General features: G+C 62.2%; 15 protein-coding genes. 14 read left to right on the forward strand and 1 reads right to left on the reverse strand.

Features of this window, described 5'->3' with window-relative positions; all coding sequences use genetic code 11:
- Positions 1 to 54 precede the first annotated feature (54 nt).
- From ACYZUC_RS18020 to ACYZUC_RS18085, 14 genes are read left to right on the forward strand one after another with little or no spacing between them, the layout of a single operon-like run.
- Entirely contained in the window at positions 55 to 789 is a 735-nt protein-coding gene (locus tag ACYZUC_RS18020) for a glycosyltransferase family 2 protein (RefSeq protein WP_008025129.1), read from the forward strand.
- Complete coding sequence (locus tag ACYZUC_RS18025; protein WP_461989541.1) at positions 786 to 1,733, forward strand: LpxL/LpxP family acyltransferase; 948 nt, start codon at positions 786 to 788, stop codon at positions 1,731 to 1,733. Before ACYZUC_RS18020 ends, ACYZUC_RS18025 begins: the two co-directional genes overlap by 4 nt.
- Positions 1,714 to 3,258 (forward strand): HAL/PAL/TAL family ammonia-lyase, encoded by a 1,545-nt coding sequence (locus ACYZUC_RS18030; protein ID WP_461989542.1) that lies wholly within the window; start codon positions 1,714 to 1,716, stop codon positions 3,256 to 3,258. Before ACYZUC_RS18025 ends, ACYZUC_RS18030 begins: the two co-directional genes overlap by 20 nt.
- Positions 3,251 to 3,676, forward strand: a complete 426-nt coding sequence (locus ACYZUC_RS18035) for an acyl-CoA thioesterase (protein WP_223480700.1) — start codon at positions 3,251 to 3,253, stop codon at positions 3,674 to 3,676. Before ACYZUC_RS18030 ends, ACYZUC_RS18035 begins: the two co-directional genes overlap by 8 nt.
- Positions 3,673 to 4,377 (forward strand): outer membrane lipoprotein carrier protein LolA, encoded by a 705-nt coding sequence (locus tag ACYZUC_RS18040; protein WP_461989543.1) that lies wholly within the window; start codon positions 3,673 to 3,675, stop codon positions 4,375 to 4,377. The genes ACYZUC_RS18035 and ACYZUC_RS18040 overlap by 4 nt, the downstream gene beginning before the upstream one ends.
- A complete protein-coding gene (locus tag ACYZUC_RS18045) occupies positions 4,361 to 6,700 on the forward strand; it encodes an MMPL family transporter (RefSeq protein ID WP_461989544.1) in 2,340 nt (779 codons plus the stop codon). Before ACYZUC_RS18040 ends, ACYZUC_RS18045 begins: the two co-directional genes overlap by 17 nt.
- Positions 6,700 to 7,857 (forward strand): cation:proton antiporter, encoded by a 1,158-nt coding sequence (locus ACYZUC_RS18050; RefSeq protein WP_461996727.1) that lies wholly within the window; start codon positions 6,700 to 6,702, stop codon positions 7,855 to 7,857. Before ACYZUC_RS18045 ends, ACYZUC_RS18050 begins: the two co-directional genes overlap by 1 nt.
- On the forward strand, positions 7,844 to 9,091 hold the full coding sequence (locus tag ACYZUC_RS18055; RefSeq protein ID WP_461989545.1) for an NAD(P)/FAD-dependent oxidoreductase: 1,248 nt from the start codon (positions 7,844 to 7,846) through the stop codon (positions 9,089 to 9,091). The genes ACYZUC_RS18050 and ACYZUC_RS18055 overlap by 14 nt, the downstream gene beginning before the upstream one ends.
- Complete coding sequence (locus ACYZUC_RS18060) at positions 9,088 to 9,813, forward strand: class I SAM-dependent methyltransferase (protein ID WP_461989546.1); 726 nt, start codon at positions 9,088 to 9,090, stop codon at positions 9,811 to 9,813. Before ACYZUC_RS18055 ends, ACYZUC_RS18060 begins: the two co-directional genes overlap by 4 nt.
- The gene (locus ACYZUC_RS18065) at positions 9,813 to 10,328 is read left to right on the forward strand and encodes a hypothetical protein (RefSeq protein WP_461989547.1); all 516 of its coding nucleotides are present in this window, start codon (positions 9,813 to 9,815) and stop codon (positions 10,326 to 10,328) included. The genes ACYZUC_RS18060 and ACYZUC_RS18065 overlap by 1 nt, the downstream gene beginning before the upstream one ends.
- Entirely contained in the window at positions 10,325 to 11,521 is a 1,197-nt protein-coding gene (locus ACYZUC_RS18070; protein ID WP_461989548.1) for a beta-ketoacyl-[acyl-carrier-protein] synthase family protein, read from the forward strand. Before ACYZUC_RS18065 ends, ACYZUC_RS18070 begins: the two co-directional genes overlap by 4 nt.
- Positions 11,518 to 12,006, forward strand: a complete 489-nt coding sequence (locus ACYZUC_RS18075) for a hotdog family protein (RefSeq protein ID WP_461989550.1) — start codon at positions 11,518 to 11,520, stop codon at positions 12,004 to 12,006. The genes ACYZUC_RS18070 and ACYZUC_RS18075 overlap by 4 nt, the downstream gene beginning before the upstream one ends.
- Positions 12,003 to 12,731: a 3-oxoacyl-ACP reductase FabG gene (gene fabG / locus ACYZUC_RS18080; protein WP_461989551.1), complete on the forward strand. Its 729-nt coding sequence runs from the start codon at positions 12,003 to 12,005 to the stop codon at positions 12,729 to 12,731. Before ACYZUC_RS18075 ends, fabG begins: the two co-directional genes overlap by 4 nt.
- Positions 12,731 to 13,957, forward strand: coding sequence for a beta-ketoacyl-ACP synthase (locus tag ACYZUC_RS18085; RefSeq protein ID WP_461989552.1), 1,227 nt, complete (start codon positions 12,731 to 12,733; stop codon positions 13,955 to 13,957). Before fabG ends, ACYZUC_RS18085 begins: the two co-directional genes overlap by 1 nt.
- 249 nt (positions 13,958 to 14,206) lie before the next feature.
- On the opposite strand, the gene ACYZUC_RS18090 is transcribed toward ACYZUC_RS18085, so the two are convergent.
- Complete coding sequence (locus ACYZUC_RS18090) at positions 14,207 to 15,109, reverse strand: LysR family transcriptional regulator (protein ID WP_461989553.1); 903 nt, start codon at positions 15,107 to 15,109, stop codon at positions 14,207 to 14,209.
- Between the last annotated feature and the right edge of the window lie 112 nt (positions 15,110 to 15,221).

The following is a 15,221-nucleotide window of genomic DNA, read 5'->3' on the forward strand; positions in this document are numbered from 1 at the left end:
GGGAGCGAGCCTGCTCGCGATGGAATCAACGCGGTTTTTCAGGTGTACGCCAACATGCATAACCCCTGCGCCGTCGTGCCCGTCTACAACCACGAAACCGCCATCACCACGGTGGTCGACGCCCTGATTACCTGCGGCCTGCCGTGCATTCTGGTGGACGATGCCAGCAGCCCGGCCTGCGCAAAGGTGCTCGATCGCCTGGCTGAGCGCGAGATGGTCTACCTGATCCGCCTCGCCGCCAACCAGGGCAAGGGCGGCGCGGTCATGACCGGTCTGCGCGAAGCCTCACGCCTGGGCTTCAGCCACGCCTTGCAGGTGGACGCCGACGGCCAGCACGACCTGCAAGACGTCGCGACGTTCATCGAACACTCACGCACCCATCCGCGCGAAGTGATCTGCGGCTATCCGCAATACGACGCCAGTGTGCCGAAAGGTCGGTTGTACGCCCGCTACCTGACGCACGTAATGGTGTGGATCAACACCTTGTCGTTGCAGATTCGCGATTCCATGTGCGGTTTCCGCGTCTATCCATTGTCACCGACCCTGGCCGTGATCGAATCGGCCAAAGTCGGCAAGCGCATGGACTTCGACTCGGACATTCTGGTGCGCCTGTCCTGGCGCAATCAGCCGATGCAGTGGCTGCCCACCAAGGTGCATTACCCGCTGGACGGCGTCTCGCATTTCCGCATGTTCCACGACAATGTGCTGATTTCGAGCATGCACACCCGGTTGTTCTTCGGCATGTTGCTGCGGGCGCCGGTGATCCTCTGGCGACGGTGGCGAGCATGAGCAGCAACGTAGACAAAAAGCATTGGGCCGACCGCGAGGAGCGCGGTAGTTTCTGGCTGATGAAGCTCACTGCGTTCGGCGCCAAAGTCCTCGGCCGCCGACTGTTGAGCCCGCTGTTGTACGGCATCGTTCTGTACTTTTTCCTGTTCGGTCGCAGCGCCCGCCGCAGTGCCTGGCAATACCAGCAACGCCTCGCCGACTGGAGCGCTCGCGCTGAATTGCGCCCGACCCATTGGCGGGTATTTGGCCAGTTCATGGCCTTCGCTGATTCGATGCTCGACAAACTCGACGTGTGGAACGGTAAGTTGAGCATCGAGCAGATCGAAATCGTCGACCCGGCGCTGTTGCGCAATCAGTTGCGTGGCAACCGCGGGCAACTGCTGGTGGGCGCACACCTGGGCAATCTCGAAGTTTGCCGCGCGCTGGCGGAGATCGGCGAAAAGGTCACGATGAACGTGCTGGTGCACACCAAGCACGCCGAGCAGTTCAACCGCCTGCTGGGCGAAGCCGGAGCCACCAATCTGCGGCTGATTCAGGTCAGCGAACTGGACCCGGTGATCATGCTGCAACTGCACGAGCGCCTGGAGCGCGGCGAATGGCTGGCGATTGCCGGTGATCGCGTGCCGTTGCACGGCGGTCGCAGCGTGACCGTGGATTTCCTTGGCCATCCGGCAAAATTTCCGCAGGGGCCGTGGTTGTTGGCCGGCCTGTTGAAATGCCCGGTCAACCTGATGCTGTGCCTGAAGAAACCCGACGGCGATTATCGACTGACCCTCGAACCGTTCGCCGATGCGATCACCTGGAAGCGCAGCGACCGCGAGCAGGTCATTCATCAGTGGGCGACCCGCTACGCCGAGCGCCTGGGTCACTATTGCCTCGAAGCACCTCAACAATGGTTCAACTTTTACCCTTTCTGGAAGACCGATGACGACGCCAACGCTTGAGCCGGTAACCTTCGGCGAACTCCCTTTGCGCATCGAAGACGTGCTGGCCCTGGCCAACCGTCAGGTGCCGACGCAGTTGCAGGCTGACCCTGCGTACCGCGAGCGCATCGCCAAGGGCGCACGATTCCTCGATTCCCTGCTGGACAAGGAAGGCGTGATTTATGGCGTGACCACCGGTTACGGCGATTCCTGCGTGGTCGCGGTGCCGCTGCATCACGTCGAAGCGTTGCCGCGTCATCTGTACACGTTCCACGGTTGCGGCCTGGGCAAACTGCTCGACGCGCAAGCCACCCGCGCGGTGCTGGCTGCACGTTTGCAGTCGCTGTGCCACGGCGTGTCGGGGGTTCGCATTGAGCTGCTGGAACGCCTGCAAGCGTTCCTCGAACACGACATCCTGCCGCTGATCCCGGAAGAGGGTTCGGTGGGCGCCAGCGGTGATCTGACGCCGCTGTCCTACGTCGCGGCGACATTGTCCGGCGAGCGCGAAGTGATGTTCCGTGGCGAACGCCGCCAGGCCGCCGATGTGCACCGCGAACTCGGTTGGGAGCCGCTGGTGCTGCGCCCGAAAGAAGCCCTCGCGCTGATGAACGGCACCGCCGTCATGACCGGCCTCGCCTGCCTGGCCTATGCCCGCGCCGATTACCTGCTGCAACTGGCAACGCGCATCACCGCGCTGAACGTGGTCGCACTGCAAGGCAATCCGGAGCACTTCGACGAGCGCCTGTTCGCCGCCAAACCGCATCCAGGGCAAATGCAAGTCGCCGCGTGGCTGCGCAAGGACCTGGCGATCGACGCTCCGACCGCGCCGCTGCATCGCCTGCAAGACCGTTATTCCCTGCGCTGCGCGCCGCACGTACTAGGCGTCTTGGCCGACAGTCTGAACTGGCTGCGTTCGTTCATCGAGATCGAACTCAACAGCGCCAACGACAACCCGATCATCGACGCCGAAGCCGAGCGCGTGCTGCACGGCGGGCATTTCTACGGCGGCCACATCGCGTTCGCCATGGACAGCCTGAAAAACCTGGTGGCCAACGTGGCTGACCTGCTCGACCGTCAACTCGCGTTGCTGGTGGACGAACGCTACAACCATGGCTTGCCGAGCAATTTGTCCGGTGCCACGGCAGATCGAGCGATGCTCAACCACGGCTTCAAAGCCGTGCAGATCGGCACCAGCGCCTGGACCGCCGAAGCGCTGAAAAACACCATGCCGGCCAGCGTGTTTTCACGCTCCACCGAATGCCACAACCAGGACAAAGTGAGCATGGGCACCATCGCTGCCCGCGATGCCATTCGTGTGCTGGAGCTGACCGAACAGGTCGCCGCCGCCACACTGCTCGCCGCCAATCAGGGCGTGTGGCTGCGTAGCAAGGCCGAGGACGCACGCCCGTTGCCACCGGCCCTTGCTGCCATGCATGAAGAGCTGGCCAAGGACTTCCCGCCGGTCATCGAAGACCGCGCACTGGAAGGCGAATTGCGCCTGTGCCTGAAACGGATTGCCGAGCAACACTGGAGGCTGCATGCGTAGCAAGGGAGTGCTTCACACCGATACGGAAATCCTCGTGCCGTTCTTTGACGTCGACAGCATGAACGTGGTCTGGCACGGCCATTACATCAAATACCTGGAAATCGCCCGTTGTGCGCTGCTGGATAAAATCGGCCACAACTACACGGCCATGTCCGAGTCGGGTTACGCCTGGCCGGTGATCGACCTGCAATTGCGCTATGTGCGTGGTGCGGTGTTCGGCCAAAAGCTGAACGTGCGCGCCAATCTGGTGGAGTGGGAGAACCGGCTGAAGATCAACTACCTGATCAGCGACCTGGAAACCGGCGAACGCTTGACCCGCGCCGTCTCCGTGCAGGTTGCAGTCGACATGGGCAGCCGTGAGATGCAATTGGCCTCGCCAAAAATCTTCACCGATGCCGTCGCAAGGGCCCTGTCATGATTTTCTGCCACCCCCGTTCCCCTGTAGGAGCCGGCTTGCCGGCGATGGTCGTTAACGATGACGCTGGACACCTGACACTCCGCGGCGCTCTCAGGTTTTTCGCGAGCAAGCTCGCTCCTACAGTGTTGTGTCTGTTGCTGGGCATTCCAGGCCTGGCCCATGCCTTCGATCTGCAACAGCTCAGCGATCAACTGGCCAAACCCGATGTGATCCACGGCTACTTCATCCAGGAAAAACACCTGCGCGCCCTGCCCCAGCCACTGACCAGCAAGGGCACGTTCGTCCTCGCGAAAAATCATGGCCTGCTGTGGTTACTGAAAACTCCGCTGCAACAGGATTACCGCATCACCGGCAAAGGCATCGCGCGACGTGACGCCAGCGGCTGGCAAATGCTGCCCGGCAAGAGCGCCGGCGCCGAGCAGAACCGCTTGTTCCTTGCCGTGCTGCAAGGCGACAGCAGCGGGCTGCAACGGGACTTCGAACTGTCGCTGAGCGGCGAGGCGCAGAACTGGAAACTGACGCTGACCCCGCGCTCGCTACTGCTCAAGCAGGTGTTCAATCAGATCAACATTACCGGCGGCGAATTGGTGAACACCATCGAACTGCTGGAAACCCAGGGCGACAGCACCTTGCTGCGCATGCAGGACAGCACCAGCACCCAACCGTTGAGCGACGCGGAGCAACATGACTTTGCCGAGTGAACGCGCGCTTCCACGGCTGTTTCTGATCCTGCTGCTGGCGGTGCTCGCGCTCGCCGGTTGGCAATGGCGCGACGGCGCGCCGCTGTCCGCCAACTTGATGGAACTGGTGCCGGGCACGGCGCCGGACGCGCTGGAACTGCGCGCCGAACAACGCATGCAAGAACCGCTGAACCGCGAAATGCTGGTGCTGGTCGGTCACACCGATCGCCAGCAAGCCGTCACCATGGCGCAGAAACTGGGCGAGCAATGGCAGGCCAGCGGTTTGTTCGAAAAGGTCCAGTGGACCTTGCAAGCCGACTTACCGGCGCTGCGCACGCAATTGCTGCAAGGCCGGTTGGCGATGCTCTCGGCAGCGGATCGCCAGCAATTGATCGAGCATCCCGACGTGTTCATCCAGCAACGGGTGCAGGCACTGTTTGACCCGTTCACCGGGTTCAGCCTGGTGCCGAGCCAGGATGACTGGCTGGGCCTGACCGGGCGCATCCAGAACAGCCAGCCGCAACACGGTTCGGTGCAACTGGACATTGGCAGCGGCGCACTGGTTGCCGATGCCGACGGCAAGAGCTGGGTGCTGCTGCGAGCGCGCACCACCGGCAATGCTTTCGACATGAACCTGCCGCTGCAAGTGGCCGATCTGCTCAAGCACAGCCGTGAAGAAGCGGCCCAGGCTGAGGTGCAACTGCTGGCCGCCAGCGGTTTGCTCTACGCGGCCAACGGGCAGCGGCAAGCCACACGCGAGATAACCTGGGTCGGCGGCGGTGCCACCGTCGGCATTCTGTTGCTGTTGTTACTGGCCTTCCGCCGTTTGCGCGTATTGCTGGCATTCGTCCCGGTGCTGGTGGGCATGCTGTTCGGCGCGGTGGCGTGCGTGGCGCTGTTCGGCCATATGCATGTGATGACGCTGGTGCTCGGCTCCAGCCTGATCGGCGTCGCGGTCGATTATCCGCTGCACTATTTGTCCAAGAGCTGGAGCCTGAAACCCTGGCACAGCTGGCCAGCGTTGCGCCTGACCTTGCCGGGGCTGACGCTGAGCCTGATCACCAGTTGCATCGGTTACCTCGCGCTGGCCTGGACCCCGTTCCCGGCCCTGACCCAGATCGCCGTGTTCTCCGCCGCCGGGCTGCTCGGCGCCTACCTGTCGGCGGTGTGCCTGTTGCCTGCGCTGCTCAAGGGTTCGGATTTGCGCCCGGCGCAATGGCCATTGCGCGTCGCCGAGTATTTGCTGGCACTGCGCGAAAGGCTGTTGAAATTCGCCCGTACGCCCGTGCTGCTGGCGCTGTTGATTGCCTTCTGCGTGGGCGGTCTGTTGCAGCTCGATACCAAAAACGATATTCGCCAATGGGTCGGCGCACCGCAGCAATTGACCGACGAAGCCCAGACCATTGCGCGCATCACCGGCTACCAACCCACCAGCCAGTTCTTCCTGGTGCGAGCGGCCAATCAACAAGCATTGCTCGAACGCCAAACCGCGTTGAGCGAGCGGCTGGATCAGTTGGTCAATCTGAACAAGCTTCAAGGCTATCTGTCGCTGAATCAACTGGTCAGCCAGCCCAGCGTGCAACTGCAAGTGCGCGAAGCGCTGAACAAGTTGCCGGCGTTCTGGCAACCGCTGCTCGACGTCGGCGTGCCCGTCGAGGCACTGAAAACCGAATTGGCGAAGTTGCAGGCACTGCCGGTTGAAGACATCGACAGCGCACTGACCGGTCCGCTGGCCGAACCCTATCGCACGTTATGGCTGGGCCCGACCGAGGACGGCGTAGCGGCGATGGTCAGCCTGCAAGGCCTGAACAACCCTGCACTGCTGCGGGTGCAAGCGCTGGATCTGCCGGGAGTGGAACTGGTGGATCGTCTGGGCGAATTGAACAACGTGTTTGCCAAAACCCAGATCAGCGCTGCGGAACTGAAACTCGCCTCCTGCGTGCTGATCGTGCTGGTGCTGATCCTGCCGTTCGGCCTCGGCGGTGCCTTGCGCATCGTCGCCCTGCCGCTGCTGGCGGCGCTGTGCAGCCTCGCCAGTCTCGGCTGGCTCGGACAGCCGCTGACGTTGTTCAGCCTGTTCGGCCTGCTGCTGGTGACGGCGATCAGCGTCGATTACGCTATCCTCATGCGCGAACAGGTCGGCGGCGCCGCCGTCAGCCTGCTGGGCACCTTGCTGGCGGCGTTGACCACGTGGCTGTCGTTCGGATTACTGGCCGTGTCCAGCACTCCCGCGGTGAGCAACTTCGGGTTGTCGGTGAGCCTCGGCCTGGCGTTCAGCTTCATCCTCGCGCCGTGGGCCGGACGGCACGTGCAGACCGCCACGGTCGCGGAGTCGGCAGCGTGATGGTCGTGTTGTTCTGGGCAATGGCCCTGGCGCTGTTCGCCGTGGCCACGCGTGTCGGGCGCCACTTCGGTTTGATCCCGATCGTCAGCCAATTGTTGCTGGCCACCGTCGGTTTGCCGCTGCTGATGTATTTCTGGATCGAACCTCAATGGCACTTGAGCGGCGCGACGCTGGTCGCACCGATCTGGCTGAAAAACCTCTACAGCCTGAGTTTCGCGCTGTTGCTGGGCTACATCCTCAGCGACGTGATCGACCTGCGCCTGGACCTCCAGAGCCTGAAAATCGCCCTGCCGAGTTTCTGCATTCCGTTCGCCGGCGGGCTCGCGACAGCGATCTGGCTGCTGCCGCCACAGCCGTGGATCAGCTCTTTGGCGGTCGGCCTGCTGTTCGCCATTACCGCGATTCCCGTGTTGTACCTGTACCTTCGGCATATCGATTACCCGGTCGCCGCGACCCGGCGCCTGGTACAAACCGCGATCCTCATCGACCTCACGTGCTGGACGGTGTTCGCCATCGCCCAAGGCAGCCTGCACCTGAGCAGTTTGCTGCTGCCCTTGGTCTGCGCATGCGTGCCCTTGCTGCTGTGGGTACTCGGCTTGCGCCAACCACGGCTCTACAGCGGGTGTTTCTTCGCGTTGCTGGTGGTGGCCGAGCACTACAAGCTCAATGCGCTGATTTTCGGCATCGGTTACTTGTTGTGCATGGCCGCGCTGAAGGTACCGCTGGTGCTGCCAATGCCGGCAGCGTGGATGAATCGCCTGCAGACCTGGATCGCGATCCCGTTGATCCTGACGTTCGGCATCGTGCAGATCAACGTCCACAGCGCCATGGACAGCCTGAGCTGGGCGCAACTGGCTGCGCTGCTGCTGTTCCCGATTGCCAGCAAATTGCTGGGCAACTGGCTGGGACTTGGCTGGGCCGGCGCTTCGTTTGCGGGCGCCAGCCGCTGGCGCGAAAGCGTGCTGCTGAATATTCGCGGCTTGAGCGAGATCGTCTTTCTCAACCTGCTGCTGCAACAACACCTCATCAGCCCGCCGCTGTACTTTGCGCTGATGCTGATGGGTCTTATCGCGACATTGCTGCCGGCATTGGCCGGCATGCACCGAATCCCTTTGAAAGCTGCCGTCCCGGCAAGGAGCCCCCATGCCAATCGTTGAAATGGAACGTCGTCAGGTAGTGATCATCGGCGCCGGTCCATCGGGCGCCATCGCCGCCGCGCTGCTCAAGCGCAAGGGCCACGATGTTTTGGTGATCGAGCGCCAGCATTTCCCACGGTTCTCCATCGGTGAAAGCCTGCTGTCGCACTGCCTGGATTTCGTCGAAGAAGCCGGCATGCTCGAAGCGGTCAATGCGGCTGGCTTCCAGTTGAAAACCGGTGCGGCATTCGCCTGGGGCGAGCAGTACAGCGCCTTCGATTTCGGCGACACCTTCAGCAACGGCAAGCCGACCACGTTTCAAGTCCAGCGCGCCGATTTCGACAAACTGCTGGCCGATCAGGCCGCGCTGCAAGGCGCGGAGATTCGCTATAGTGAAGCGATCATCAGCGTCGATGTCGAACGGGAAAAACCGCTGCTCGGCGTGCAGCGCGAGGACGGCAGCGAGTACCGCGTCGAGGCTGATTTCATGCTCGATGCCAGCGGCTACGGCCGCGTCCTGCCGCGCCTGCTCGACCTTGAGGCACCCTCGAATTTCCCGGTGCGACAGGCGGTATTCACCCACGTCGAAGACCACATCGACCACCCGGGTTTCGACCGCACGAAAATCCTCGTCACCACGCATCCGACCCAACGCGATGTCTGGTTCTGGACCATCCCGTTCAGCAACGGCCGTTGCTCGGTGGGGGTGGTCGCGGCGGCGGAGCATTTCGCCGGTCGCGCCGAGAACCTGGACGATTGCCTGCGCGGTTTCATTGCCGAGACGCCAAGCCTCTCCAGCGTGCTGAACAACGCCGTGTGGGATACACCGGCGCGCACCATCGGCGGCTACTCGGCCAACGTCAAAACCCTGCACGGCCCGGGCTTTGCCCTGTTGGGTAACGCGGCAGAATTTCTCGATCCTGTGTTCTCCTCCGGCGTGACCATCGCCATGCGTTCGGCGAGCATGGCCGCCGGTGTTCTACATCGCCAACTGCAAGGTGAACGTGTCGACTGGCAAACCGAGTTCGCCACACCGCTCAAGCGCGGTGTCGACACCTTCCGCTGCTACGTTGAAGGCTGGTATGCCGGGACGTTCCAGGACGTGATTTTCCATCCGGACAGCTCGCCGGACATACGCCGCATGATCAGCTCGATCCTCGCCGGTTATGCCTGGGACGAACGCAATCCGTTCGTCGCCGAACCGAAACGCCGGCTGCGGATGCTGTCGGAACTCTGTGCAAGGGATGCCACATGAGCTACTTGAGCGACAACTACGTTGAGGAAACGCGCTTCGGGTTCTGGTTCCTGCGCAGCCACACCTGGCAGCACCATGTGCTGCGTGTGGCGATCAATGACCTGCGCAGCCTGTTCAGCGAAGCATTGCCCGTCCATCCAGTGTTGCTGGATGCCGGTTGCGGCCAGGGCAAGTCGTTCCAGTACCTGCGCCAGGCCTTTGCCCCGCAGCGCCTGATCGGCGTGGACGCCGACCCGCACAGCCTCGACCTGAGCGGCGCAGAAGCCACCCGTCAGGGCATGGACGTGGAGTTGATCGGCAGCGACTGCGCCACGTTGGCCGTGCCGGATGCCAGCGTCGATCTGCTGTTCTGCCACCAGACCTTCCATCATCTGGTGGAACAGGACAAAGCGCTCGCCGAGTTCTACCGTGTGCTCAAGCCCGGTGGTTATCTGCTGTTCGCCGAATCCACCGAGGCTTACATTGATACTTGGGTGATCCGCTGGTTGTTCCGCCATCCGATGCACGTGCAGAAGAGCGCCGCCGGGTACCTTGAAATGATTCGTCGCCAGGGTTTCGAATTCGGCCCGCACAACGTGTCTTATCCCTACTTGTGGTGGAGTCGCGCCAAGGATTTCGGCCTGCTTGAACGTTTTGGTCTGCGTAAGCCAAAACCCTTTGGCCAACGGGAAGAAACCCTGGTCAATGTGGTGGCGCGCAAACCGCTTGAAGGTGCTGTGTGATGTCTAGTGCAACTCCCACAGGGTATGCGGCGGTGTTGAGATTTTTGCTCATTGGCGCGGTCCTGCTGATCAGCGCCTGCGCCAGCAAGGCACCGCTGCCCGAGCAAACCCCGAACCTGCCGCTGCCGCAGCAATTGCACATCCAGCGCCTGGCGGACGGCCAGCGTCAGGACTGGGTACTGGTGATTGCGCGTGAAGGCCCGGGCATTCGCTGGTCGATGATGGACCTGCTGGGCATTCCACAGGCACGTCAGAAACTGATCGACGGTCAATGGCAAGCGGACGGCCTGTTGCCGCCCAACCCGGAAGCCCGTGAGCTGTTCGCGGCTTTGGTGTTTGCGCTGACGCCCAAGGATGAATTGCGCGGCAACTACCCAACGGCCTGGCAGCATGGCGCACAACGCTCCCTGCCCGAGTACTGGGAAGTCCGTTATTCACAACCGATGAGCTTTGAATTGAACCTGCCCAAAGGTCCGACGTACCAAGTCACGCCCCTGTCCGGTGAGACACCATGACCGCCTACCTCAACGCCCTCGGGGTGATCTGCGCCCTGGGCCGCGACAAGCACGAAGTCGCGCGCAACCTGTTTGCCGGCGATTGCTCCGGCATGCGCAGCGAGTCTGGCTGGGTGCCGGAACGTTCGTTGCCGGTGGCCGCAGTGCGCGGCGCACTGGCGCCGATCCCGGCGGAACTGGTGAAGCAAAGCACCCGCAACAATCAGTTGTTGCTGGAAGCGGCGCTGCAAATCCGCGACGACATCGACCAAGCGATCCAGACCTACGGCCGCGACCGCATCGGCGTGATCCTCGGCACCAGCACGTCCGGCATCGATGAAGCCAGTCGCGGCCTGGCTCATTACATCCGCGAACATCAGTTCCCGGACTATTACGACTATCAGCAACAGGAACTCGGCGCACCGGCGAATTTCCTTGCCGACTGGCTGCAACTCAGCGGCCCGGCCTATGTGATTTCCACCGCCTGCACCTCCAGCGCCCGGGCGTTGATGAGTGCCCAGCGCCTGCTGGATCTGGGCCTGTGCGATGCAGTGTTGTGCGGCGGCGTCGACAGCTTGTGCAAGCTCACCCTCAATGGCTTCTCGGCGCTGGAAGCGGTGTCCGAACAACGCTGCAATCCGTTCTCGGTCAACCGTAACGGCATCAACATCGGTGAAGCGGCGGTGCTGTTCCTGATGACCAAAGTGGCTGGCGATAAACCATCGATTGCACTGCTCGGCAGTGGCGCCAGCTCAGATGCGCACCACATTTCAGCGCCGGAACCGACCGGCCGTGGCGCCCTGCAAGCGATGCGCAAAGCCCTGGGCCGCGCGAACCTGCAACCCGAACAGATCGGTTACCTGAACCTGCACGGCACCGCCACGCAACACAATGACGCCATGGAAAGCCTCGCGGTGTCGGCCTTGTTCCCGGCCGGTGTGCCGTGTTCTTCGACCAAACCGATGACCGGTCACACCCTCGGCGCGGCCGGCGCGCTGGAAGCAGCGTTCTGCTGGTTGAGCCTGAGCGCTGACAATCAAACACATACGTTGCCGCCACATGTCTGGGACGGCCAGCCTGACCCGCAACTGCCAGCCCTGAATTGGGTGACCCCGACCGATCGCCTGGCGTCCATTGCACCTCGCTGCCTGATGAGCAATTCCTTTGCCTTCGGTGGCAATAACGTCAGCCTGATTATCGGAGACGCCCCATGATTGACTGGCCGCTCGCCGAACTGCTGCCGCACGCTGGCGACATGATCCTCATCGATCAGATCCTCGCGTTCGATGACGAGCAGATTCACACCCGCCTCACCGTCAAGCCCGATGGCCTGTTCAATCGTCCCGACGGCAGCCTGCCGGCGTGGGTCGGCATCGAACTGATGGCCCAGAGCGTCGCCGCCTTCGCCGGCTGCCATGCGCGCCAACGAGGCGATGCGGTGGAGCTGGGCTTCCTGCTCGGCACCCGCAAATTCGAATGCAATGTCGACCACTTTCCCGCCGGCACCGAGCTGACTATCCATGGGCTGCGTTCGCTGGAAGACGACAACGGCATGGGCGTGTTCGAATGCCACATCAACGCCGCCGGCATTCACGCTACCGCCCGTCTGAACGTGTTTCGCCCGCCGCAGGCCGCTCAATATCTTCATGAAACTCCACAAAGCTCTTCACAAGGCTTTTCACAAGGAACGCAGGCATGACTGAATCCGTACTGGTCACCGGTTCCAGCCGTGGCATCGGCCGCGCTATCGCGTTGCGTCTGGCTCAGGCCGGGCATGACATCGTGCTGCATTGCCGCAGCGGCCTGGCGGACGCCGAAGGGGTGAAGGCCGAAATCGAGGCCTTGGGCCGCAACGCACGCATCCTGCAATTCGACGTGTCCGACCGCGCCAGTTGCAAAGCCATTCTCGAAGCCGACGTGGAAACCCACGGCGCCTATTACGGCGTAGTGCTCAACGCCGGCCTGACGCGTGACGGTGCTTTTCCGGCGCTGAGCGAGGATGATTGGGACGTGGTGATGCGCACCAACCTCGACGGTTTCTACAACGTGCTGCACCCGGTGATGATGCCGATGATCCGTCGTCGCGCCGCCGGGCGAATTGTCTGTATCACCTCGGTTTCCGGTTTGATCGGCAATCGCGGGCAGGTCAATTACAGTGCCTCCAAGGCCGGTTTGATCGGCGCGGCAAAAGCGTTGGCGATTGAACTGGGCAAGCGCAAAATCACCGTCAATTGCGTCGCACCCGGCCTGATCGACACCGCCATGCTCGACGAAAACGTGCCAGTGGAAGAACTGATGAAAATGATTCCCGCACAGCGCATGGGCACCCCGGAAGAGGTGGCCGGCGCGGTGAATTTCCTGATGTCGGCGGAAGCGTCGTACATCACCCGGCAGGTTCTGGCCGTCAACGGAGGCCTGTGCTGATGAAGCGCGTCGTCGTCACCGGCATGGCCGGCATCACCTCACTGGGCAGCGATTGGGAAACCATCGCCGGCAACTTCGCAGCCAACCGCAGCGGCATCCGCCGCATGGACGAGTGGGATCGTTTCACCGAGCTCAACACGCGCCTGGCAGGTCCCATTGATGATTTCAAAGTGCCGAGCCACTGGACCCGCAAGCAACTGCGCAGCATGGGCCGCGTCTCGCGCCTGGCCGTCGGCGCGGCGGAACAGGCGTTGGCCGATGCCGGTTTGCTCGGTGACCCTTCGATCAAGGACGGGCGCATGGGCGTTGCCTGCGGCTCGTCCACCGGCAGCACCGACGAAATCAAGGCATTCGGCAACATGCTGCTCAACTCGGTGGCCGAAGGCCTGAACGCCAACTCTTACGTGCGCATGATGCCGCACACCACGGCGGCGAACATCAGCATCTTCTTCGGCCTCACCGGCCGATTGATCCCGACCTCCAGTGCTTGCACCAGCGGCAGTCAGGGCATCGGTTATGCCTACGAATCGATCAAGTTCGGCCGTTTGCCATTGATGCTCGCCGGCGGTGCCGAAGAGCTGTGCCCCACCGAAGCCATGGTCTTCGACGCGCTCTACGCCACCAGCCTGAAAAACGACGCACCGCAGACCTCCCCACGCCCCTACGACAGCGGTCGCGATGGCCTGGTGATCGGTGAAGGCGGCGGCATGCTGGTGCTGGAAGAGCTCGAACACGCATTGGCGCGTGGCGCACACATTCACGCCGAACTCGTCGGCTTCGGCAGCAACGCCGACGGCCAGCACACCACCCGTCCAGAGCAGGCCACCATGCGCCGCGCCATGGAGCTGGCCCTGGAAGACGCCGGTTTACAGCCATCGGACATCGGCTACGTCAACGGTCACGGCACCGCGACCGAACAGGGCGACATCGCTGAAACACTGGCGACCAGCAGCCTGTTCGGCGAACACATGCCGATCAGCTCACAGAAGAGCTTCCTCGGCCACACCCTGGGCGCCTGCGGTGCACTGGAATCCTGGTTCAGCATCGAAATGATGAACAGCGATTTGTACGCACACACCTTCAACCTCGATGAAGTTGATCCGCACTGCGGCAAGCTCGATTACCTGCGCGGCGAGTTTCGGCAGATGAGTAATCAGTACGTGATGAACAACAACTTCGCGTTTGGCGGCGTCAACACCTCGCTGATCTTCAAGCGCTGGTCGTAACACAATCCCTTGTAGGAGCCGGCCTGCCGGCGATCCAGACGACGCGGTGTATCAGGTGCACCGCGTTATCGTTTATCGCCAGCAAGCCGGCTCCTACAGGTTTGCGGGTGTGACGTCCCACAACTGCTACTGAAAAAATGCAAAACCTGTAGGAGCTGGCTTGCTGGCGATAGCGGTGGATCATTCAACATCGATGCCGCCTGATATTCCGCCATCGCCGGCAAGCCGGCTCCTACAGGTTTGTGTCGTTCATGACTTGAGGGGTTCGACCTTGCGCGTCAGCAGGTCCACAAACGCCTTGGCCATCGGGGATTTCTGATCCTTGCGCTGCACCAGCCACACCGCCGAAACCGCTTCAGGGTCGAGCAGCGGCCGATAGACCACGCCATCAATCCGCATCCGCTGATAAGACGCCGGCAGGACCGACACGCCGAGCCCCGCAGCCACCAACCCGATAATGGTCATCGCCTCGCCCGCCTCTTGCGCGAAGTGCGGGCTGAAACCGGCGTCCCGCGCCAGGCTGAGCAATTGCGCGTACAGACCACTGCCATAGCTGCGTGGGAAAAATACGAACGGTTCCAGGGCCAGAGCTGACAGGAACAATCCCTCTTCACTATCCTGCACCAGCGGATGCTTGGAACTGAGCACGGCCACCAGCGGCTCGCGCATCAACTCCACCACGCTGAGCGAATCCGGCAAACCCAACGGCCGCATGATCCCGACTTCGATCGACTCGTCCACCAGCGCTTCGGCCACCTGGGTGCTGCTCATTTCCCGCAGGTTCAGGTGCACCGCCGGGAACCGCTGGCGGAATGAAAAAATCGCCTGGGGAATGGTCGAGTTGAATGGCGCCGATGAAGTGAATCCGATCTTCAATTCCCCCAGCTCACCGAGCTGCGCCCGCCGCGCGACATCCGCCGCCTTGTCGACCTGCGCCAGCACCAACCGAGCTTCTTCCAGAAACAATCGCCCGGCCTCACTGAGCTCGACCCGTCGATTGGTACGCTCGAACAATCGCGCACCGACTTCCTGCTCCAGCGCCTGTATCTGCTGGCTCAGCGGCGGTTGCGAGATGCCCAGCACCTGGGCGGCGCGGCCGAAGTGCAGTTCTTCGGCGACGGCAATGAAGTAGCGCAGGTGACGCAATTCCATGAAAACTCCATTAGGTCGTAAAACCTCTCAAACAGGTCGAACAATATATTGGATTGAATCATTAGGCAGCTATATGCTTTTTTCATTGCCTGACCGGCTGCGCTCCCCCGAG

The sequence above is a fragment of the Pseudomonas sp. GT1P32 genome, from assembly GCF_054897805.1.